Annotated in this window: 22 protein-coding genes; all 22 read left to right on the top strand. The window is 39.8% G+C overall.

Translation table 11 applies throughout. From position 1 onward, the window contains the following. Positions 1-47 precede the first annotated feature (47 nt). The 22 genes from HB364_RS03335 to HB364_RS03235 all read left to right on the top strand — a co-directional run bounded on the left by HB364_RS03335 (position 48) and on the right by HB364_RS03235 (position 21,004). Positions 48-905 carry an ABC transporter permease gene (locus tag HB364_RS03335; protein WP_167286476.1) on the top strand — a complete coding sequence of 286 codons (858 nt, stop codon included), beginning with the start codon at positions 48-50 and terminating at the stop codon, positions 903-905. A 17-nt stretch (positions 906-922) separates the two neighbouring features. Then, positions 923-2,203 (top strand): ABC transporter ATP-binding protein, encoded by a 1,281-nt coding sequence (locus HB364_RS03330; protein ID WP_167286475.1) that lies wholly within the window; start codon positions 923-925, stop codon positions 2,201-2,203. Positions 2,204-2,206: 3 nt separating this feature from the next. Then, the gene (locus tag HB364_RS33465) at positions 2,207-2,863 is read left to right on the top strand and encodes an acyltransferase (RefSeq protein WP_167286474.1); all 657 of its coding nucleotides are present in this window, start codon (positions 2,207-2,209) and stop codon (positions 2,861-2,863) included. After that, entirely contained in the window at positions 2,854-4,023 is a 1,170-nt protein-coding gene (locus HB364_RS03320; RefSeq protein ID WP_167286473.1) for an N-acetyl sugar amidotransferase, read from the top strand. The genes HB364_RS33465 and HB364_RS03320 overlap by 10 nt, the downstream gene beginning before the upstream one ends. 5 nt (positions 4,024-4,028) lie before the next feature. Further along, on the top strand, positions 4,029-5,066 hold the full coding sequence (locus tag HB364_RS03315; protein WP_167286472.1) for a glycosyltransferase family 2 protein: 1,038 nt from the start codon (positions 4,029-4,031) through the stop codon (positions 5,064-5,066). Next, entirely contained in the window at positions 5,056-6,027 is a 972-nt protein-coding gene (locus HB364_RS03310; RefSeq protein ID WP_167286471.1) for a glycosyltransferase family 2 protein, read from the top strand. The genes HB364_RS03315 and HB364_RS03310 overlap by 11 nt, the downstream gene beginning before the upstream one ends. A gap of 16 nt (positions 6,028-6,043) precedes the next feature. Continuing rightward, positions 6,044-6,883: a glycosyltransferase family 2 protein gene (locus HB364_RS03305; RefSeq protein WP_167286470.1), complete on the top strand. Its 840-nt coding sequence runs from the start codon at positions 6,044-6,046 to the stop codon at positions 6,881-6,883. Then, positions 6,873-7,535, top strand: coding sequence for an acyltransferase (locus HB364_RS03300; protein WP_167286469.1), 663 nt, complete (start codon positions 6,873-6,875; stop codon positions 7,533-7,535). The genes HB364_RS03305 and HB364_RS03300 overlap by 11 nt, the downstream gene beginning before the upstream one ends. Continuing rightward, on the top strand, positions 7,519-8,544 hold the full coding sequence (locus HB364_RS03295) for an acyltransferase family protein (RefSeq protein WP_167286468.1): 1,026 nt from the start codon (positions 7,519-7,521) through the stop codon (positions 8,542-8,544). Before HB364_RS03300 ends, HB364_RS03295 begins: the two co-directional genes overlap by 17 nt. Positions 8,545-8,756: 212 nt before the next feature. After that, the gene (locus tag HB364_RS03290; protein ID WP_208419841.1) at positions 8,757-9,902 is read left to right on the top strand and encodes an N-acetyl sugar amidotransferase; all 1,146 of its coding nucleotides are present in this window, start codon (positions 8,757-8,759) and stop codon (positions 9,900-9,902) included. After that, positions 9,902-10,519, top strand: a complete 618-nt coding sequence (hisH, locus tag HB364_RS03285) for an imidazole glycerol phosphate synthase subunit HisH (protein ID WP_167286467.1) — start codon at positions 9,902-9,904, stop codon at positions 10,517-10,519. Before HB364_RS03290 ends, hisH begins: the two co-directional genes overlap by 1 nt. Further along, on the top strand, positions 10,516-11,259 hold the full coding sequence (locus HB364_RS03280; protein WP_167286466.1) for an AglZ/HisF2 family acetamidino modification protein: 744 nt from the start codon (positions 10,516-10,518) through the stop codon (positions 11,257-11,259). The genes hisH and HB364_RS03280 overlap by 4 nt, the downstream gene beginning before the upstream one ends. A 16-nt stretch (positions 11,260-11,275) precedes the next feature. Then, positions 11,276-12,289 (top strand): Gfo/Idh/MocA family protein, encoded by a 1,014-nt coding sequence (locus tag HB364_RS03275; RefSeq protein WP_167286465.1) that lies wholly within the window; start codon positions 11,276-11,278, stop codon positions 12,287-12,289. Further along, a complete protein-coding gene (locus HB364_RS03270) occupies positions 12,286-12,753 on the top strand; it encodes an acyltransferase (protein ID WP_167286464.1) in 468 nt (155 codons plus the stop codon). The genes HB364_RS03275 and HB364_RS03270 overlap by 4 nt, the downstream gene beginning before the upstream one ends. A gap of 89 nt (positions 12,754-12,842) precedes the next feature. Continuing rightward, the gene (locus HB364_RS03265; RefSeq protein ID WP_167286463.1) at positions 12,843-13,598 is read left to right on the top strand and encodes a class I SAM-dependent methyltransferase; all 756 of its coding nucleotides are present in this window, start codon (positions 12,843-12,845) and stop codon (positions 13,596-13,598) included. A 32-nt stretch (positions 13,599-13,630) separates the two neighbouring features. Beyond that, a complete protein-coding gene (locus HB364_RS03260; protein WP_167286462.1) occupies positions 13,631-14,737 on the top strand; it encodes a DegT/DnrJ/EryC1/StrS family aminotransferase in 1,107 nt (368 codons plus the stop codon). Between the two features lie 6 nt (positions 14,738-14,743). Beyond that, the gene (locus HB364_RS03255) at positions 14,744-15,901 is read left to right on the top strand and encodes a glycosyltransferase family 1 protein (protein ID WP_167286461.1); all 1,158 of its coding nucleotides are present in this window, start codon (positions 14,744-14,746) and stop codon (positions 15,899-15,901) included. Continuing rightward, complete coding sequence (locus HB364_RS03250; protein WP_167286460.1) at positions 15,898-17,121, top strand: glycosyltransferase family 4 protein; 1,224 nt, start codon at positions 15,898-15,900, stop codon at positions 17,119-17,121. The genes HB364_RS03255 and HB364_RS03250 overlap by 4 nt, the downstream gene beginning before the upstream one ends. Then, complete coding sequence (locus HB364_RS03245) at positions 17,097-18,425, top strand: glycosyltransferase (protein WP_167286459.1); 1,329 nt, start codon at positions 17,097-17,099, stop codon at positions 18,423-18,425. Before HB364_RS03250 ends, HB364_RS03245 begins: the two co-directional genes overlap by 25 nt. Then, positions 18,409-18,732, top strand: coding sequence for an acyltransferase family protein (locus tag HB364_RS33620; RefSeq protein ID WP_394353203.1), 324 nt, complete (start codon positions 18,409-18,411; stop codon positions 18,730-18,732). The genes HB364_RS03245 and HB364_RS33620 overlap by 17 nt, the downstream gene beginning before the upstream one ends. A 186-nt stretch (positions 18,733-18,918) precedes the next feature. Beyond that, complete coding sequence (locus tag HB364_RS03240) at positions 18,919-19,803, top strand: FkbM family methyltransferase (protein ID WP_167286458.1); 885 nt, start codon at positions 18,919-18,921, stop codon at positions 19,801-19,803. A 16-nt stretch (positions 19,804-19,819) separates the two neighbouring features. Then, on the top strand, positions 19,820-21,004 hold the full coding sequence (locus HB364_RS03235; RefSeq protein WP_167286457.1) for a glycosyltransferase family 4 protein: 1,185 nt from the start codon (positions 19,820-19,822) through the stop codon (positions 21,002-21,004). Positions 21,005-21,013: the final 9 nt, after the last annotated feature.

Here is a 21,013-nt window from a genome sequence, read left to right as displayed (position 1 = left end):
ATTTTTCGGTTTTTCCCATTAAAATTTGATAACAGCCCGTATAAATCATGGATGTGCATTCAGAAGAGAAATGGACAATTGAGATAGGTCCCCATCGCAGCGTTTTTAACATTGATCTCAGGGAGTTATGGCATTACCGCGACCTCTTGCTATTGATGGTCCGGCGGGATTTTGTTGCTTTTTATAAGCAAACAATTCTTGGCCCGATCTGGTTCTTCATTCAGCCTTTGTTAACTACGCTAATGTATTTGCTGATTTTTGGCCGTATTGCAAAGTTGTCAACAGACGGAGTGCCAGGTATTTTATTTTACCTGGCAGGTGTAACCTGTTGGACATATTTTTCAGAATCGTTAATTAAAACATCAGATACGTTTATTTCCAATGCTAATATTTTCGGGAAAGTATATTTCCCCCGGTTAATTATCCCTTTATCAGTTGTCGTTTCGAACCTTATCAGATTGGGTATTCAGGTCATTTTATTTTTATTGATATTCGGGTATTACTTGTTTTTTACTAAAGAAAATGTACGACCTACACAAGCTTTGTATTTGTTACCTTTGTTAATAATATTGATGGCCCTATTGAGCTTGGGGTTGGGTATTATTTTTTCTGCCCTTACTACCAAATATCGTGATCTTCGCTTTCTGCTTACTTTCGGCATACAACTTCTCATGTTTGCTACTCCTGTGGTCTATCCTTTATCTATGGCTCCGGAAAAGTACAAGTGGTTGATCATTGCTAATCCGTTTACCGGTATTATTGAAACGTTTCGGTATGCATTTCTGGGGTCAGGCTCTTTTAGCTGGCTGTACTTGGGATATAGTTGCCTTGCCACTGTTGTTATATTAGGTATTGGTATTGTTATTTTCAATAAGGTTGAAAAAAGTTTTATAGATACCGTATAGGATAGTCTAATCACATTATGAGTACAATAGCAATCAGAGCAGATAATATTTCCAAATTGTACCGCCTTGGCCAGATAGGAACGGGAACGCTGTCACATGACCTGAACCGTTGGTGGAGTCGTTTGCGTGGCAAAGAAGATCCTTACCTGAGATTGGGAGAAGAGAATTATCGTGATAAGGGAGGAGGTGAATGGGTATGGGTATTAAAAGATGTGAGCTTTGAGGTGAAGCAAGGTGAGGTTTTAGGTATCATCGGAAAGAACGGAGCAGGTAAATCCACTTTGTTGAAACTATTGTCCCGGGTAACTACGCCTTCAACCGGTAGAATACGAGCAAATGGCCGTATAGCTTCTTTACTGGAAGTTGGAACAGGCTTTCATCCGGAACTAACCGGTCGGGAAAATATTTTCCTGAACGGCGCTATTTTGGGAATGACGAAAACCGAGATCAAGCGTAAATTCGATGAAATCGTAGATTTTTCAGGTGTGGAACGCTATATCGATACACCTGTGAAACGGTATAGCAGTGGTATGTACGTGCGTCTGGCTTTTGCGGTGGCGGCACACCTGGAACCTGAAATACTGATCATTGATGAAGTGTTAGCGGTAGGAGATGCTGAATTTCAGAATAAATGTCTTGGCAAAATGCAGGAGGTTTCAAAGAATGATGGACGTACTGTATTGTTTGTAAGCCATAATATGGGAGCCATAAAGAATCTTTGTCCTCAAACGCTTTTTCTGGAACGTGGGAAGGTGACTATGTTAGGAGAAACCGGAGACGTAATTGGAAGGTATCTTTCCGGTGACGCAGAAATAGACAGATGTCGGGTTTGGGAGAAAGATTTTCCCGGGGGGAAGGATATCCGGTTACATGCTATAAAAATTCTTGATGAACAGTCCTCTATTGAGAATAATTTAACTTCTGCCAGTACAATACAAGTTGTTATTGAATACGAGATCCTGAATAGCGTGAAGGATTTACGGGTAGTGGTGAATTTCTTAACTTTTGATGGAGAGGAAATTTTTTCTTCCAGTGATTTTAACTACCAGGGGAAAGGTCGTATACGGGAGGCTGGAATGTATACGTCAATTCTCACAATTCCTCCTGATTTTTTAAATATGTCCCGCTATTACGTGTCAGTGGATATTGATATACCCCGTACAGAATCTTTTGTAACGGGAGAATCGGTTGGGTTTAGTATTGATGAGTTGATTAAAAATGAATTAGGAATAACCATTGCCAAAAAACCTTCAGGAATTATCCACCCGGTATTGAACTGGAATGTTTCAAAGAGTTAGGAGATGGCCAATATCATAAAAAGAGGATTTAATTTTTTGTATCGTAGGTCTAGTTCCTTTTGTTACAAAATGTTAATAAGTATCCCTTATTTTAGATTTATCAAAGAAACCAGAAATACACAAACCCCCTGTACATTTGAAATGTGGTTTTATCAAAGGGTGTTGGGATTTAATAAACAAGTGTATTGGCCTGTACACTTTACCAGTAAAGTGAGCTGTCATAAAAATATTTATGCCGGTATTGAAACCTGCCCGGGATATGAAGGAGGTTGTTATATCCAGGGGATAGGTAAAATATATATAGGAGATTATACCCAAATAGCCAGGAATGTAGGTATTATCAGTGCTAATCATGATGTGTATGAAAACCGAAATCATATAACAGGTGAGGAAGTGCGTATTGGTAAGTATTGTTGGATTGGTATGAATTCAGTGATATTACCTGGTGTTACTCTTGGAGATTTTACTATTGTAGGAGCTGGTTCAATAGTTACCAAGTCCTTTCCTGAAGGATATTGTGTGATTGGTGGCAATCCTGCCAGGGTGATCAAAAAACTTGAGCAGGGGAAATGTGTAGCGTATAAAAGTGATTTTGAGTATAATGGATATATTCCTTCAAATAAATTTGAAACATTCAGGAAAAGGAATCTATGGATATAAATCAGAAAAAGGGAATAGTTTATTGTTCCAAATGTATTCTGGATAGTACAGATGATCCTCAATTGATTTTGGATGCAAATGGGGTTTGTAACCATTGTTATTATTATGAAAAGGAGAAGCAGTTACTGGTGTTGGAGGGAGAAGCAGCTCGTCAAAAACTGGATCAAACAATTCAACTTATAAAGGAGCATGGGAGGAATAAGTCATACGATTGTTTAATTGGCTTAAGTGGAGGTGTTGATAGCAGTTTTGTGGCCTACCTGGCAAAACAATATGGATTACGGCCTTTGTGTGTTCACTTTGATAATGGTTGGAACTCAGAGCTGGCTGTTCAGAATATTGAGAGTATTGTAAATAAGCTGGGTTTTGATCTATACACTTATGTTATAGATTGGGAGGAGTTCAAAGACCTGCAATTAGCTTACCTGAAAGCTTCGGTTATAGATATTGAAGTGTTAACTGATCATGCTATTTATGGGAGTATGTTCAAAATAGCCAAAGACAATGATATTAAGTATGTTCTAGGCGGGCATAATGTGGCAACTGAAGGTATTTTACCTTACCACTGGACGTATAATAAAATGGATTATATAAATATCCAGGCCATTCATAAAAAGTATGGGACCCGAAAATTAAAATCCTTTCCATTCTTGGATAAAAAGATGAAACGATTTATAAAAAAATCAGGAGTTGAATTTGTGAATTATCTCAACTGGGTACCTTATGTCAAAGATGAAGTAAAGAAGACGCTCATTAATGAATTAGGGTGGCGGGATTATGGGGGAAAGCATTATGAATCTGTATGGACTCGATTCTACCAGGGGTATATTTTACCTCTTAAATTCGGGGTAGATAAAAGAAAAGCTCATTTGTCAACTTTGATTTGCTCTGGGCAGATGACTAGGGAACAGGCGCTGAAGGAGGTGAAGCTCCTTCCTTTTGATGCTGAACAGCTAAAGATTGATATAGAGTTTGTTCTGAAAAAGCTGAGCCTGACGAAAGAGGAATTTGATTCAATTATGAATTTGCCTATACAGAACCATCGTGAATTTGATACGGAAGGCTCTTTTTTTAATTACTATCCTGTTCTGCGTCCTTTAAGGCCACTTTGGCATTCGTTTAAGGCATTACTGCGTATTAATTATGTTTATAAATCCTGAGTAAGATGGAGAATAACCCCTTGGTTTCCATTATTACTCCCAGTTTTAACAGGGCTGATATAGTCAGTGAAACTGCTCTTTCTATTTTTCGGCAATCTTACGTTTATTGGGAATGGATTATTGTTGATGATGGATCAACAGATAATAGCTGGGATGTGCTACAGCAATTTGCAGCCCGGGATAGCAAGGTAAAAGTTTTTCAACGTGATAGGGAACCGAAAGGAGCTTGCTCCTGCCGTAATATAGCCGTAGAAAGATCGTCAGGGGAATATTTATTATTTCTTGATACAGATGATCTGCTGGCACCTTATTGCCTGGAACAAAGAATAAAAGCAGCAAAGGAGTACCAGGTTTTCGATTTCCTGATTTTTCCTATGTTGTTGTTTAAACAACATCCCGCGGACCTGAGATTGCTTTGGAATATTGATAAGGAGGTTGACGAAGTTGACCGATTGCTTTTCGGTGACCCTGTATGCCAGGGAACAGGCACATTATGGAAAAAAGATTCGTTTGTTAAAATGGGAATGTGGGATGAAAGTTTGCTGCTCTGGCAGGATATTGAGCTTCATCTACGGGCATTTACAAGAGGGCTTAATTATGTGAAGTGTCTGCACCTGAAGCCTGATGTTTTTCTGCGGATAAGTGATGTAAGCCTTAGCCGCACAGGTTACCACTCTATTCCAAAACTCAGAAGCAGGTTACAGGTATTTATGAATACGGCGAATACTCTTTTTGAAAAAAACAGTATTGGTACTTACAGACAAGGCTTAAGGTATTTGTTCATTGATCTTTTCCTGAATGCGATGCGCGTTAATTATTTTATACTGGCAGATGAGCTTTTCTCAGTATCAAACAAGTACAATTTGTTTTCGGTCCGGGAAGACCGTGTATTTAAAAAATGTATGTTCCTGTACCGTCTGAAGTTATACAAAATGCCGGGTGTGCAGGGGCGGCTGTTGAATAGGGTAATGCAACTGGAAAAAGCCAGGGAAATAACGCTTGGTAAGCAGATCTATAGTGAAGGGATTGTTTGTGAGAGATAACGACACAATATTGGTTTCAGTTGTAGTGCCTGTAAAAAACGGGGATTACTGGCTTGCCAAAACGCTAAAAGGGATATTAAGTCAAAAAATAGAAAAGCTGTTTGAAGTTATAGTCATTGATTCCGGTTCTACGGATTTGAGTCTGGAAATAATACACCAGTTCCCGGTACGCTTAATACAGATTGCTCCCGAAAAGTTTAATCATGGCACCACGCGAAACTTGGGCGCACAGGAAGCTGTAGGGGAGTTTGTACTGATGACAGTTCAGGATGCACAACCCCTTGATGAATACTGGATGCAACGGTTATTGGACGGATTTGATGAAGAATGTGTAGCGGCTGTATGTGGGCAACAGATAGTTCCGCATGATATAGATAAAAATCCTGTGGAATGGTTTAGGCCGACATCATTACCTAGTATTATTAAATACAAGTTTACAACACAGGAGTTTGAAAAGCTATCGCCTTCTGTAAAGCGGCAGATTTGTGGTTGGGATGATGTAACGGCTATGTATCGTAAAACGGCGTTGATGGAAACTCCTTTCAGGGAGGTAATGTTTGCAGAAGATGCATTGTGGGCGAAGGACGCATTATTGAAGGGGTACACTATAGTGTACAATCAACATGCGCGTGTACATCACTATCATCTGGAAGATCCAAAATATACGGTGAAGCGGCTATTTACGGCGCATTATCATTTTTATAAGTATTTTGGTTTTACGCCTGCCTATGTTAAGACTGACATACTGCAGAAGTTAAAAGTTGTTAAGTTACTAGCACTGGAAAGCCGGATAGCGTGGTCGGATAAATGGAAATGGTTTCGTTATAATGTTCGTGTGAGGAAGGAAATAAATAAGGCGGCAATGCTTTTTTATCAATCATTAGCAGAAGGCGAAAATATTTTGGAAGAAAAGCATAACCAGTTATGCAAACAGATTCCTCAGGCAATAAAGCCTTTATAAGTCCCCTGATACTATTATGCAAAGACCCTTGGTAAGTGTGTTAATGACTGCATATAACCGGCAAAAATATATTGCCAATGCGATAGATAGTGTATTAGCATCTACCTTAACAGATTTTGAATTAATCATCACGGACGACGGTTCAAAAGATGAAACGTTGGCTATTGCAAATAAATACAGATTGGCCGATAGCCGTGTTAAGGTTTTTGTAAACGAAAACAACTTGGGCGATTACCCAAACAGAAATAAGGCTGCCAGCTATGCCAGTGGCAAGTACCTTAAATATGTCGATGCGGACGATTATATTTATCCTTGGGGCCTTCAAATACTGGTGGAAATGATGGAGCAGTTTCCTGAAGCCGGGTGGGGATTGTGTTCTCTTGATCAGTTTTTAGAGAAACCATTCCCTTTTTTGCTTTCTCCGGCCGAAGCGTATTTGTATAATTATAAAGGTCCTGGTTTATTTCATAAAGCGCCACTTTCCTCGATAATTAGAAAAGATGTGTTTGAGGCAATAGGAGGATTTAATCCTATCCGTATGGCTGGTGATTTCGAAATGTGGCACCGCCTTGCGCAGCGATATCCTGTACTATTGATGCCTCATGGTATTGTTTGGTACAGGGAACACGGTGAGCAGGAGGTGAATCATTATCGTCAGCATATTAAAATATACGAAGAGATAAAGATCCGATATCTCCGGGATGAAAATATTCCGTTAGACGCAGCAACAGCGGGTGGATTGTTAAAATCAGAGAAAAAGAAGATTCTGAAGAATCTATTATATGCTCTAGCAATGTTCAGGTCGTATGCTGTTAAAGATAATTTTGTCAGAATGACCCAGTATTATGTTAGGTAAGATCCGCTATTTTTTTAGAAGACCTTTGCAAATACCGATCGTTTTGATCACCAAGTTGCCATATTTCAGGTTTATTCATGAAACAAGCGACTACCAGGGGCATGTTAATTTTGCGTTCTGGTTTAAACAGAAAATACTGAATCTTGGAGGGAATAGTAAAGCTTATTGGCCGGTGCATTGGACAAGTCAGGTATATGATGTGGAAAACATCATGGTTGGGGTCGACGCTTACCCTGGAATTATGAAGGGGTGTTATATAACCGGAAGAGGGGGGCTATCGATTGGCGATTATACGCAAATAGCGCCAAATGTTATTATTGTAACAGCTAATCATGATTTGTATGATAGCCGGAAACATATATGTGCGTCTGTAAAGATTGGGAAGTATTGCTGGATAGGTGCAGGAGCTAAGATTATGCCAGGTGTTGAATTAGGCGATTGGACAATAGTGGGTGCTGGAGCAGTGGTTACTCAATCTTTTGCTGAAGGGCATTGTTTAGTTGGTGGTGTTCCTGCCAAAAAAATCAAGGAGCTTGAAAAAGAGAAGTGTATACCCTTTGAAGTAAAGGTGAGGTATCATGGGTACATTAGGGCCGATAAGTTCGAAAAGTATAGAAAAAAACTGGCTGTCTCATATGGAGAAGACAATTGACCGTCCCCTTGTTAAGATGGATATTATTGATCTGGAAAATGAACAGATTGGCGCTTCACGTTTAAAGCTTTCGTATTACAGCCAGTTAGACGGCTTACGTTTTGTTAGTATTTTTGGAGTACTTTTTCAACATTTTATTAATCCTCATGTAAGTCATTTTTTTCTGTCAGGAAATGCGGGAGTGGATTTGTTTTTTGTTATCAGTGGATTTTTGATAACAGAGAGTTTATTGAGTTTAAAAAAGCGACATTCTGTAGCTAGTGGACTTAAGGTATTTTATGTGCGTCGTACGTTGCGCATATTCCCTTTGTATTATTTATATTGGTCAATTCTGTTGATTTTTTTCTTTTCACAGGTAAATGACCATAAATGGTGGGGACTGTTTTATAGTATCAACTTTTATGATATATACGACGATGGTTCTACTTTGACAGGTCATTTATGGTCGCTGGCTGTTGAAGAACAGTTTTATATTTTATGGCCTGTTATGATGTTGCTGATCCCTTCTAACAGGATAATAGGTTTTATCATAAGCATACTGCTCGTGGCTACAGGATTTATATTCTTCAATTTTAATAATTTAAACCAGAATTATAATTACTTCCATACGTTGTCCTGCTCAATTGCTTTAATAACAGGAGCCGCGCTGGCCTGCATTAAAAATATCATTCCTCAGCAACTGCCTAAACTGATCCGGTATGCCAAGTGGTTATCTATACCGGCATTTCTCACTTTTTTATACATTAGTATTATTTATGGGCAAGGAAAATCGGAAGACCGTTACCTGATTTTTATACGTTTTTGTATATGTGTAATTGGCTTCTTTTGGGTTGGGCGAGTTGTAACAAGACCATTTACAGGGATATGGGGAAGGTTTTTGCAGAATAAATGGGTTCAACGCGTCGGACAGGTTTCATATGGCATATATATATCACTACCTGGTGTTAGTCCTTCTTCAGCCATACCTAAAAAATTCAATGGACAAGTTATTTTCTGCTCAGGTATTTGATAGCGGTTTTTTACGCTATTTTAAGTATAATAGTTCGATAGTAAGTTTTCCTTTCATAATAGTTGCTGTTTTCCTAGTGTCTTTGTTTTCTTATAAATTCTTTGAATCATACTTTTTATCTCTGAAAAAATATTTTGTATAAATCGGAGTTTTTAAAAAGAAACAGAAGATGCTTCGAAAGCCTTTGTATCAATTTATAAATTAAAAGATTAGTGGAGCATATTGACCAGGATTATCAGCAGTGCACCGTTTCTGTAATGGATACCATTGCGGATCCAAGTATCCGTTTTGATGAGAAGGGTATCAGTAATTATTACTATGCATATAAAAAGGCAGAAGCTGGAATAATACTACATGGGGAGCAGGCTAAGGCGAAGCTGGAAGCAATAGCCAATGAGATAAAAGAAGCCGGTAAAAACCAGCCATATGATTGTATTATGGGTTTAAGCGGTGGTGTAGACAGCACCTATATTGCCTACCTGTCAAAGCAACTAGGCCTACGCCCTCTTGCTGTTCATTTCGATAACGGCTGGAATTCAGAGTTGGCCGTACAGAATATTGAAAATATTGTAAACAGGTTAGGGATTGACCTTTTTACTTATGTGATTAACTGGGAGGAGTTTCGCGATCTGCAAATAGCGTATTTAAAGGCATCAGTGGTGGATATCGAAGCGATTACTGATCATGCCATTTTTGCTACAATGTATCGTCTGGCGGGTGAAAGAAAAATCCGATTTATCCTTAGTGGTACAAATGTGCAGACTGAACAGACGCTTCCCTCAAGCTGGATCTATTCTAAAACAGACCATATTAATATAAAATCGATTCATAAGCGTTACGGGACTTTGCCATTGAAGACTTTTCCGTTCATGGATGCCAAGGTGAAAAGATATTATCAGCAGATAATAGGCATACAATCTGTTTCGTTATTAAATTACGTGGATTATAATAAGAAAAGGGTAAAGGAACTTATACAAAATGAATTGGGGTGGCGTGATTATGGAGGAAAACATTATGAATCAGTATGGACACGTTTTTATCAGGGATATATTTTGCCTACAAAGTTTAATATTGACAAGAGGAAAGCGCATTTGTCTGATTTAATTTTTGGAGGTCAGTTGTCTAAGGCAGAGGCCATAGAAGAGTTAGAAAAACCAATATACGATTCGCAACAATTTATAATTGATTATGAGTTTGTATTGAAAAAGTTTGGCTTTAGTGCTGAAGAGTTTGATGCTTTGATGAAGCTACCACCGCGTAGCCATTATGATTTTGATTATGAGAAACCAATTGATATCCGTTATCCTATTTTGAAGCCATTTAAAAAAATTTACCGCACTTTTTTTCCTGTTAAATAATGGTAGCTATCGTAAATTATGGTTTAGGTAACCTGACGTCTATTCTTAATATGCACAAGCGGCTGGGATTACAGGCCATTATTACTAGTGAGCCGGATGAAATCCGCAAAGCGGATCGCCTGATTATTCCCGGGGTTGGTCATTTCAAAAAAGGAATGGATAATCTGCATGAGTCAGGATTAAAGCAGCTGCTGGATCAATTGGTATTGGAAGAAAGGAAACCGGTACTGGGGATTTGCCTGGGTGCGCAGTTACTTACCAAACATAGTGAGGAAGGGAATGTAGATGGCTTGGGATGGGTGGACGCAGTTACAGTACGTTTTGATCAGAGCCGTTTACATGGCCTGAAGGTCCCTCATATGGGGTGGAGCGATATAAAACTGGCTGATGAAAGCCCTTTGTGGATAAATCTACCGGTAGAGCCACGTTTTTATCATGTACATACTTTTCATTTTTTGTTTGAGCAGCTTGGTGAAATAAGTGCCACTGCCATGTATGGGTATGAATTTGTGTGTGCATTCCGTAAGAACAATATTTATGGTACACAGTTTCATCCTGAAAAAAGCCATAAGTTTGGGATGGCTGTATTAAAAAATTTTTCCAAGATAACTGTATGAGTCGTATAAGGATCATCCCGGTTCTGTTATTGCGCAAGGGCGGTTTGTATAAAACAGTAAGGTTTAAAAATGCTGCGTATGTAGGTGACCCGATTAACACAGTTAAGATCTTTAATGAGAAAGAAGCGGATGAGCTGGTAGTGCTGGATTATAATGCTTCTTTAGATGGAAGTGCCATTGATTATAAAAAAATTACTGAAATAGCAGGAGAAGCCTTTATGCCGATGGGATATGGGGGGGGGATTAAAACATTGGAAGATGCGAAAAAAGTATTTGATGCCGGGTATGAAAAGGTGGTGTTGAATTCCATTTTGTTTAATGATATATCACTAATAGAAAAAATTGGACATATTTATGGCGCCCAGGCCGTAGTTTGTGCTATTGATGTAAAAAAGAATTTATTTGGCAAGTATAAAACCTATTCTCATTCGGGGACTAAAAGTACCAACTGGACCCCCGTTGAATGGGTGAAGCAACTGGAGGCGAATGGCGCCGGTGAAATTCTGCTCAATTCAATTGAGCAGGATGGTACATGGGGTGGGTATGATCTGGAACTTGTCAAGTTGGTAGCACCAGCAATCGGCATTCCGTTGATTGTCTGTGGCGGAGCCGGTAATACCGGTGACTTTATCAAAGCAGTGCAAACAGGGGCTTCAGCGGTGGCTGCAGGCAGTATGTTTGTGTACCAAAAGAAAGGCATGGGCGTTTTAATAAGTTTCCCTACAGGATTCAGTATTTAATTGGTTATGAAATAACATGAAAAAAACAACATTGCAATTTGGTATTATTGGCTGTGGGCGAATTGCCCAGCGCCATGCAGAGCACATTGAGAAAACAGGTACGCTGGTGGCAGTGTGCGACACTATTAAAGAAAAGGCTTTCGAACTGGGCGAAAAATACGGGGCCGCTTCCTATGTGCAATTAGCTGATTTGTTTCTGGCACACCCTGATATTGATGTGATTGCTATTTGTTCACCCAATGGATTACATGCCGAGCATGCCATTCAATCGTTAAAGGCAGGTTTTCACGTATTGTGTGAAAAGCCGATGGCGCTTAATGTACAGGATTGCGGGGAGATGATCAATGCGGCTGAAAAGGCTAACAGGCGTTTGTTCATTGTAAAACAAAACCGTTTTAATCCGCCTGTGGCTGCAGTTAAAAAAATAATTGAAGAAGGACGGCTGGGTAAGATTTACAGTGTGCAGTTAAATTGTTTCTGGAACAGGAATGATGCTTATTATAAAAATTCCTGGAAGGGAACCCGTTTATTGGATGGCGGAACTTTATATACCCAGTTCAGTCATTTTATAGATTTATTGTACTGGCTGGTAGGTGATGTAAAGACGGTGCATGCATTCGGTAATAATTATCATCATGAAAATATTATTGAATTTGAAGATGCAGGAACGGTATGCATGAAGTTTTATAATGGAGTTATCGGGACGATTAATTATACGGTTAATTGTCATGAGAAAAATATGGAAGGGTCTCTTACCATTTTTGCAGAAAAAGGAACGGTGAAGATAGGTGGACAGTATTTGAATGAACTGGAATACCAGAAAATAGAAGGACTCGAAATTAAAGACCTGCCACCTGGCAATCCTCCAAATAATTACGGCCAGTACCAGGGGTCTATGTCTAATCATGATAAGGTGTATCAAAACCTGGCAGACGTATTGACAGGTAATGGTGTAATAGCAACTAATGGTTTTGAAGGCCTTAAAACAGTAGAAATTATCGATAAGATTTATACTGCTATGCAATTATGAACAATCCTATAATTTTTGAAAGCGCTATCCGGAACGATGTAATATTCGGCGAGCATGTAAAAGTGGTAAACCCGGTTAATTTGTATGGCTGCAAAATTGGGGAAGGGTGCTTTATTGGCCCTTTTGTGGAAATACAGAAAGACGTGGTCATTGGCGACCGGACTAAAGTGCAATCCCATAGTTTTATATGTGAGCTGGTTACGATCGGTGATGATTGTTTCATCGGGCATGGCGTGATGTTTATAAATGATTTGTTCGAGACAGGGGGGCCGGCACGGGGCGATAAAACAAAATGGAAGAATACTGTTATCGGTAATAACGTTTCTCTCGGATCGAATGCAACAATTCTTCCCATTTCTATTTGTGATAATGTCGTGATAGGCGCCGGAGCTGTGGTTACAAAGGACATTACTGAGCCTGGTATTTATGCCGGTAATCCAGCTGCCCTGTTGCGAAAAATATAATCACAAATAGTTATGTCCGGATGCGATTGTAAAGTCGGTTAGCCTTATTAAAGAGTTCAACATACTGTATTGCTTATATAAGAATTATTATGAAAAATAAAGTAGCAGAAATTATCAAGGACCAGGCTTATCAGAAAAACGGTTCTAAAGTGGTATTTACTTCTGCCATAGATTTTGAAGAAGCAACATTTATTGACAACCTGATACGGGAATTACGACCCCAAAATACTATTGAGATCGGTTGTGCAGAAGGGGCTTCCAGTTTAGTGATAATGGATGCGCTTGCATCAAGTGGAGGACAACATACTATCATTGATCCGTTTCAGACCACTTATTGGGAAAGCAAAGGAATCAACCTGTTGCAAATGTTTGGTCATGATCAATACAAGCTTATTGAAAAGGGGTCAGAAATTGCATTGCCTGCCTTACTGGATAAAGCGGAGAAATTTGATTTCGCCTTTATTGACGGCTATCACACTTTTGATCATACTTTATTGGATGCATTTTACCTGGTGAAAATGCTCAAACCAGGCGGAGTATTAGTGATTGACGATGTTCAGATGCCGGCGATTAATAAATGCCTCCGTTACCTGTACAACTATCCCTGCCTTCAATATAAAGGATCTTCAATGGGGACATCAGCAACAAAAAGCCGGAAACTGTTTGACAAGGTTAAAGGAGGTGTTCAGTTGATATCGGGTATTATACCTCAAAAATGGCGTTCCGAGTTGTTGAATGATTCGGTATTGAGAAGCGATGTGAAGCTGGGGCTTCGCTCCAGCATGGTGGCTTTTCAAAAAACAGCAGAAGATACGAGGGAGTGGAACTGGTGGAAATCTTTTTAAACAAGGATATTTAATTACCAATATTTCATTGAATGCAAGTACCATTTGTCGACTTGAAAAAGCAATATGATTCTATTAAAACGGCTATTGATGCCGCTATTGAACAGGTTATTGAGGAAACAGCTTTTATAGGCGGGGTTCATGTGAAAACATTTGAGCGACTTTTTGCCGAAGCTTATGGGGTTAAACATTGTATCGGTTGTGCAAATGGTACAGATGCTATTTATATCCTGTTAAAAATGTTGGGTATTGGCCCTGGCGATGAGGTGATCACTACTGCCTGTAGCTGGATATCTACTTCTGAAACCATTGGACAAACGGGGGCCACGCCGGTGTTTGTGGATATTGAAGCTGATTATTTTACCATTGATATAAAAAAGGTAGAAGAAAAAATTACACCGCGTACAAAAGCCATCATACCTGTACATTTATATGGCCAGATGGCTGATATAGAAGTGCTTGCTCAGCTTTGCGAAAAAAGAGATCTTTATCTTATTGAAGATTGTGCTCAGTCTCATTTTTCTCAGCATAAAGAACGTAATGCGGGAACCTGGGGTATTGCCGGAACCTTGAGCTTTTACCCCGGGAAAAACCTGGGGGCTTATGGCGATGCCGGCGCCATTATTACTAACGATGATGTATTGGCTGAAAAGTGCCGGATGTACGCAAATCATGGGGCCCTGATAAAGCATCAACACCATATAGAAGGGATTAACAGCCGGCTGGATGGTATGCAGGCAGCTATTCTCGGCGCCAAATTGCCTTATATTCACCAATGGACAGAACAACGTATTGCTAATGCTGCTTATTACAATGAATGCCTCAAGGATATTCCTCAAATAAAAATACCAGGAAAGCGACCGGATTCCCGTCATACATGGCATTTGTATGTCATCAGGGCAGAACGGCGTAATGAACTGGCCGCTTACCTGAAAGCGCATGGTGTTGAAACTGCAGTACATTATCCTACCCCCCTGCCTTTTTTGCAGGCATATCGGCACTTACAAGCCATTCGTGAGGATTTTCCGGTTTCAGCGGCTTACCAGGAACAGATACTTTCCCTGCCCATGTACCCTGAACTTACCAATGAGCATATTCAATATGTTGCTCAAAGCATTGCTGAATTTTATAACTCCTAAAGAGATATGGGTTTCCTGTTCAAGGATAAGACGGTCTATATACTTTCCTCTGAGAAGTGGGGTACCATGCGTATTTCCAAGCATCATTATGCAATCGAATTGGCAGAGAGGGGGAATGAAGTTTATTTTATCGAACCTCCCGACTTGAACAATAAAGGTATTCGTATTGTACCTTCCGGAGAACACGCATCATTATATGTCGTAAAGTACCGGCCAATTTATCGGGGAAAACGATTCTTACCGGGATTTATTTACAGAGTACTCATTTGGGGACAGATCACGTATTTAAGAAAAGCGATTGGTAAACTTCCGGATGTGGTTTGGTGTTTTGACCCTTATCGGTTCCTGAACCTTACATGGTTTAAGGCCCCTGTCAGCATCTTTTTTGCTGCAGACCTTTTTAGCCAGCACTTCCTTCCTGAAGAGTCTTTAACGGCAGATATTTGTTTTGGCGTTTCTGATTCCATTATTGACTTATTAAAACTGACAGGGAAAAATGTTCAGTTTATCAATCATGGCCTGAACCGTTTTTTTGCCGAGACCGCCACAGGTTATTTAAGTGAACTGAAAAATGACCAAAGCCATCCGAAAGAAGATATAACAGTAGGATATGTTGGTAACCTGCTGATGGAAGCTCCCGACAGGGAAACAATGCGGCAGGTTATAACAGCTCATCCAAATATTAAATTTATTTTTTGGGGTCAGTATGAAAAGGAGGGAAATTTAGTTGCTTTCAACAATCCCCAGGTTTTTGCTTTTATTGAGTTTTTGCGATCACAGCCCAATGTCATATTACGCGGTGCGGTGCATCCATCTGTATTGAGTGAGGAATGTAAAAAGGTAGATATTTTCTGGCTTTGCTGGCAGCTTAATATCAGTAAAATATGGGATGGTTCCAATTCCCATAAAGTTATGGAATACCTGAGCACCGGTAAGCCGGTGGTTTCTCATTATATATCTACCTATAAGGATTCAAACCTGGTCGATATGTTGAAAACCAGGGATAATAGTGGTTATGCCGATCTGTTTGCCCGGGTGGTCCGGCGTGTTAAGGAAGGAGAGCCGGTGGATAGACAAAGGGAGCGCATAATTTTTTCGATGAGTAATACCTATCAGTCACATATTTCAAGTATTGAGGCCTTGGTAGCAAGGCAATGTTCATGAAGCATATCCTGTTTATAACCAGCACCAATCTGGCCAGTAATCCCCGCTGTCGTAAAGAAATTGAAGTAGCACAACAACTTGGATATGCAGTAACGGTGTATGCCTTTGATATGGCCAACTGGACCCGGGAAATGGAGAAGCAAATCAGGCAAACACTTAATGGGATAAAATATTATTCTTTACAAACATCAAGAAAGCCCTTTTTCCCCTGGTTAATGAATTCTCTTTTAGGAGCAGGGGCGAAAATTCTATATCGGATGGGTTGGCATTCCACGCTTATCAGTGCTGTTGCTACTGATAAAAGAACATTTACATTACTCCGGGCTATGCAAAAGGAAAGACCTTCGTTTGATCTGATTATTGCTCACAATCCCGGAGCGTTCTATCCTGCCTGGTGGTTTTCGCGTAAAACAGGAGTTCCCTTTGCAATAGATGTAGAAGATTTTCATCCAGGTGAGAATAACGACCCTTTAATCAGAAGGGCGGTTACTGGATTAATGAAAGTAATTTTACCAGAGGCTTCCTACATTTCTTTTGCATCTCCTATGATTTACGATGCTACATTATCTCTCTTCAATGAATTGAACTTAAAGAATACAATCAAAATTAATAACGTTTTCCCTGCAAAGGAATTTGCATTATATAACCAACCTGACAAGGCTTCTGATGAAAAAATGAACCTTGTTTGGTTTTCCCAGCATATAAGCTTTAATAGGGGACTCGATGGAATACTACCTTTATTGGGGCATTTTACCGGGCGTCTTCAGTTGACACTGATAGGAAATCTGGACCCTGAATTTTATGAAAAGGTTCTTAGAAAATACGAGTTCGTTGAAGTCAAACCGCCAACGAGCCAGGAATTATTAAACAGCACACTGGGAAAATATGACATTGGCCTGGCACTTGAGATAAACGGCGTGGATGAGAATCGTAAGATATGTCTTACTAATAAAATTTGGGCTTATCTGCAGGCTGGTCTTTATATCTTAGCCAGCGATACACCGGCTCAAAAACAATTTGCGCAGCAATTTCCTCTTCATACGTGTATCATTGATATAAGTGATAAAGAAGCATTAATTTCTTCAATTCAAAAAACATTGGATTTCTTACCTGAAATAAGAAAAAATAAAGCTTCACGATTTAGTATTAATCAAAATGTAAGTTGGGAAAACGAGCATAAAAAGTTATCCCAACAATGGGAAAATTTGATGGTAAGATGAAGAGAGTGTTGATCATAGCACCACATTTTCCGCCAGTGAACAGTGCCGATATGCACCGCGTACGGCAGAGCCTTCCCTATTTCAGGGAAATGGGCTGGGAGCCCGTAATTATTACCGTGGATGAGCGATATATAGAATCCTATAGTATTGATCCATTACTGTCACATACATTTCCTGCTGATATTGAAGTACACAAAGTAAAAGCCTTTGATGTACGCTATACAAGAAAACTAGGGTTAGGCAGCTTATCTATACGTTCCTATTTCCAGATAAAACGGAAAGGCAATGAGTTGTTGAAAAAGCATAAATTTGATTTAGTCTACTTTTCAACCACCGCCTTTCATGTAATGGCGCTGGGACCCGGCTGGAAAAGGAAGTTTGGTGTACCTTTTATACTAGATATCCAGGACCCGTGGAGAAGTGATTTTTACCTCGATAAGCCTAGGTCCGAGCGTCCCCCAAAATTTTTTATTTCTTATAATATTGATAAATACCTGGAGGGTAAAACAGTTCCTAAAGCTAATGGCATCATCAGTGTTTCACAGGGGTATTGTGATATGTTCCTGCAACGTTATACTGGTATGCAAAAGGAACAATTCCGGGTGATTCCATTTGGTGTTTCGGGTAAGGATTTTTCCGTGATGGAAAAATACGTGCAGGAGGTGGATAAGATTAACTTTTCTACAGATCGGACTAATATAGTATATGTTGGACGGGGCGGGCATGATTTAAAGTTTGCGCTGGAGATCATTTTTCGTGCTCTGGCAAAGGGAATTGAACGTATGCCGGAAGTTTTTGGTAAAGTGCATTTGTGGTTTGTGGGGACAAGCTATGCTCAGGCTGGCAAGGGCCAAAAGACTATTGAGCCGTTGGCCAGGGCGTTGCAGGTTGGAGACTATGTTACCGAAATTCCTGACCGGTTACCTTATTTTGAAACTTTGTTCCTTTTAAAGAAAAAGGCGGATATGTTACTGGTGCCGGGATCGACAGATACTTCTTATACAGCTTCCAAGATATACCCTTATATAATTACTCAGAAAACGTTGCTGGCTGTTTTTTATAGGGAAAGCAGCGTACTGAAGGTGCTGAAAGAGGTATATCCCCAAAGTGTGTTGGCTTTTGATCATTTGCATCATTCTCCAGAAGAATATGTGGATGCTTGTATGGAACAGTTCAAAACTCTGTTAAGCAGCCTGGAAGCCGTACCGGTTAATATGCCGGCCTTTGAGCCCTATATGGCGAAGCAGCGAACAAAAGAACAGGTAGAATTCTTTAATAAAGTAATAAATGGGTTTCGGAATTAAGAAGATAGACCTAACCAAGGAAATCCTCTCCATTGAATTATTGCGCGGAATAGCTTCAGCGATGGTGTGTTTTTTCCATCTAAGTGCCGGCAATAAGCATTTTTTGCCTGAGGATAATACCATGCGGAAAATCGGATCGTACGGATGGACAGGTGTAGAAGTATTTTTTGTGATCCCATATGCAATGTTTGTAAAAAATTATACTCCCAATAACCTGGGTACTTTCCTTAAAAAGAGGGTTATCCGTATTGAGCCGTGGGCGGGAGCATCATTAATCTTTGTGAGGCACGCATTCAAAATGTATTGATCAGGGAAATCGTTGTAGTAGCGGCATTTTTAGTATGTATTGGTTTCAGCTTCCTTTTTTATAGGTTTATCGAACAGTACTTTAAAAAACTTTCCACCTCTATCAGGTATAAATCTGATAAAGTTGCCATGAATCCGGCTCTTGCCGAGCGTTGATTTTATTTTCATTACTTAATATTTCAACTATATGTCTGTTGTACAGGTGCTGAAGTTTATTATTAATCATCCGCTGAACAGGAATAACCGGCTGGGTTCTGTCAAACGGTTCCTGAAGTGGCAAATAGGTTCACGCCTGTTACCTTATCCCATAACCTACCCATTTATTGGTAATACAAAGTTGATCATAAAAAGAGGAATGACCGGAGCTACCGGGAATTTGTATGCGGGTCTTCATGATTTTGAAGATATGGGTTTTCTATTGCACCTGCTGAGACCGGAAGATCTATTTGCGGATATTGGGGCTAATATTGGCAGTTATACTTTACTGGCTTCAGGTCACAGAGGCGCCAATGCTATTGCTTTTGAACCCATTCCTGCTACTTATGAAATCTTAAAGAATAATATCGCTATTAATCAAATCGAAAGAAAGGTAACTGCACTGAATATCGGACTTGGTTCGAAGCTTGGGTCTCTTAAATTTACGAATGGACTGGATACTATGAATCATGTTGCTAAGGAAGACGATTGGGAAACATCGGTACTGGAAGTAAAAGTGGATACTCTCGACAATGTTATGGAAGGAAGAGTCCCGTTACTCATGAAGGTTGATGTGGAAGGCTTTGAAACGGAGGTACTGAACGGTGCAGCAGCTACCTTGAAAAATCCGGCATTAAAGGCGATCATTATTGAATTGAACGGATCGGGTAAGCACTATGGATATGATGATGCAGATATAAAACGGAAATTAGAATCGCTGGGTTTCAATGCATATCAATATGAGCCTTTTAAGCGGAAGTTGATCAAAATGGATACGCAGCAGCATGGTAATATGCTCTACCTCAGAGATATGGATTTTATTAATGAACGAATTAAAACGAGTCCTGCCATTCAGGTATTGGGCCATACTTTCTAATTTCGAGGATTGATCAATGAAACGGTTGGCGATCATTACAACACATCCCATTCAATATAATGCACCCTGGTTTGAGTTATTGGCTCAATCAAAGAGGTTGACAGTGAAGGTTTTTTATACATGGGGGCAATCGATAAAGGGTGGTAACTTTGATGCAGGGTTTGGGAAAGTAATACAGTGGGATATCCCTTTGCTGAAGGGATATGATTATACATTTGTTGAGAATACTTCAGCCAGCCCTGGGAGCCATCATTTTAAAGGGATTGTCAATCCCGGATTGAATAAGGAAGTAGCTACCTGGCAGCCGGATGCTATACTCATATTCGGTTGGAGTTTTCAGAGTCATTTGAATTGTATACGTTATTTCCATAAGAAAGTGCCCGTATTGTTCAGAGGGGATTCTACGCTGCTGGATGAAAAAAGTGGTATTAAAAGAGCGGTTCGGAGAATATTCCTAAAGTGGGTGTACCGTCATATTGATATTGCTTTATATGCCGGAACGAATAACAAAGTTTATTTCACTACGCACGGCCTACGAGATCAGCAGCTTGTATTTGCACCCCATGCTATCGACAATAACCGTTTTGCGGACCCTCATGGTGAACTTGCCCGGCAGGCAAAGGCATGGCGTACTAAATTAGGGTATTGTGAAGATGATATAGTTGTTTTGTTTGCGGGCAAGCTAGAGCCCAAAAAGAATCCGGAAATATTGTTGGAACTGGCGAAAAAAATAACCAATAACAAGATTAAATTTCTGTTGGTCGGAAATGGCGAAATGGAACAGCAGTTAAAGGAAAAAGCTGCTAATATGCGAAGTGTTAAATTTCTGGACTTTCAGAATCAAAGTGTTATGCCGGTAGTATATAGATTGGGCAATATTTTTATATTGCCATCGAGTGGCCCTGGCGAGACCTGGGGATTGGCATTGAACGAGGCCATGGCATGTGGGATACCGGTTATTGCCAGTGACAAGGTGGGAGGAGCTATAGATCTCATTAAACCTGGCGTAAACGGTTTTATTTTTAAAACAGGCAATGTTCAGGAGTTATATTCGCAGTTAAGTGGCTCTATTGATCCTTTGAAGTTGATTGCCATGGGCAATCAATCTAAGGAAATTATCAGACTATGGAGTTTTGAGCATATTCTGCATGCTATACATGCTATATTCTATTCCGGAGTACGTGTTGAGATGACTGATTAAGCATCGTTT

This window comes from Paraflavitalea devenefica, from assembly GCF_011759375.1.
Taxonomy (GTDB): domain Bacteria; phylum Bacteroidota; class Bacteroidia; order Chitinophagales; family Chitinophagaceae; genus Paraflavitalea; species Paraflavitalea devenefica.
The sequence above is the reverse complement of the archived record's forward strand: the minus strand, read 5'-3'. Positions and strand labels throughout refer to the sequence as shown.

Bases quoted from the DNA above. Each gene is read 5' to 3' on its own strand.
- hisH (WP_167286467.1), top strand. From the start codon at position 9,902: ATGGTAGCTATCGTAAATTATGGTTTAGGTAACCTGACGTCTATTCTT.
- HB364_RS03250 (WP_167286460.1), top strand. From the start codon at position 15,898: ATGAAGCATATCCTGTTTATAACCAGCACCAATCTGGCCAGTAATCCC.
- HB364_RS03315 (WP_167286472.1), top strand. From the start codon at position 4,029: ATGGAGAATAACCCCTTGGTTTCCATTATTACTCCCAGTTTTAACAGG.
- HB364_RS03320 (WP_167286473.1), top strand. From the start codon at position 2,854: ATGGATATAAATCAGAAAAAGGGAATAGTTTATTGTTCCAAATGTATT.
- HB364_RS33620 (WP_394353203.1), top strand. From the start codon at position 18,409: ATGGGTTTCGGAATTAAGAAGATAGACCTAACCAAGGAAATCCTCTCC.
- HB364_RS03295 (WP_167286468.1), top strand. From the start codon at position 7,519: ATGGAGAAGACAATTGACCGTCCCCTTGTTAAGATGGATATTATTGAT.
- HB364_RS03300 (WP_167286469.1), top strand. From the start codon at position 6,873: ATGTTAGGTAAGATCCGCTATTTTTTTAGAAGACCTTTGCAAATACCG.
- HB364_RS03240 (WP_167286458.1), top strand. From the start codon at position 18,919: ATGTCTGTTGTACAGGTGCTGAAGTTTATTATTAATCATCCGCTGAAC.
- HB364_RS03335 (WP_167286476.1), top strand. From the start codon at position 48: ATGGATGTGCATTCAGAAGAGAAATGGACAATTGAGATAGGTCCCCAT.
- HB364_RS03270 (WP_167286464.1), top strand. From the start codon at position 12,286: ATGAACAATCCTATAATTTTTGAAAGCGCTATCCGGAACGATGTAATA.
- HB364_RS03265 (WP_167286463.1), top strand. From the start codon at position 12,843: ATGAAAAATAAAGTAGCAGAAATTATCAAGGACCAGGCTTATCAGAAA.
- HB364_RS03275 (WP_167286465.1), top strand. From the start codon at position 11,276: ATGAAAAAAACAACATTGCAATTTGGTATTATTGGCTGTGGGCGAATT.
- HB364_RS03305 (WP_167286470.1), top strand. From the start codon at position 6,044: ATGCAAAGACCCTTGGTAAGTGTGTTAATGACTGCATATAACCGGCAA.
- HB364_RS03245 (WP_167286459.1), top strand. From the start codon at position 17,097: ATGGGAAAATTTGATGGTAAGATGAAGAGAGTGTTGATCATAGCACCA.
- HB364_RS03255 (WP_167286461.1), top strand. From the start codon at position 14,744: ATGGGTTTCCTGTTCAAGGATAAGACGGTCTATATACTTTCCTCTGAG.
- HB364_RS03235 (WP_167286457.1), top strand. From the start codon at position 19,820: ATGAAACGGTTGGCGATCATTACAACACATCCCATTCAATATAATGCA.
- HB364_RS03330 (WP_167286475.1), top strand. From the start codon at position 923: ATGAGTACAATAGCAATCAGAGCAGATAATATTTCCAAATTGTACCGC.
- HB364_RS33465 (WP_167286474.1), top strand. From the start codon at position 2,207: ATGGCCAATATCATAAAAAGAGGATTTAATTTTTTGTATCGTAGGTCT.
- HB364_RS03260 (WP_167286462.1), top strand. From the start codon at position 13,631: ATGCAAGTACCATTTGTCGACTTGAAAAAGCAATATGATTCTATTAAA.
- HB364_RS03280 (WP_167286466.1), top strand. From the start codon at position 10,516: ATGAGTCGTATAAGGATCATCCCGGTTCTGTTATTGCGCAAGGGCGGT.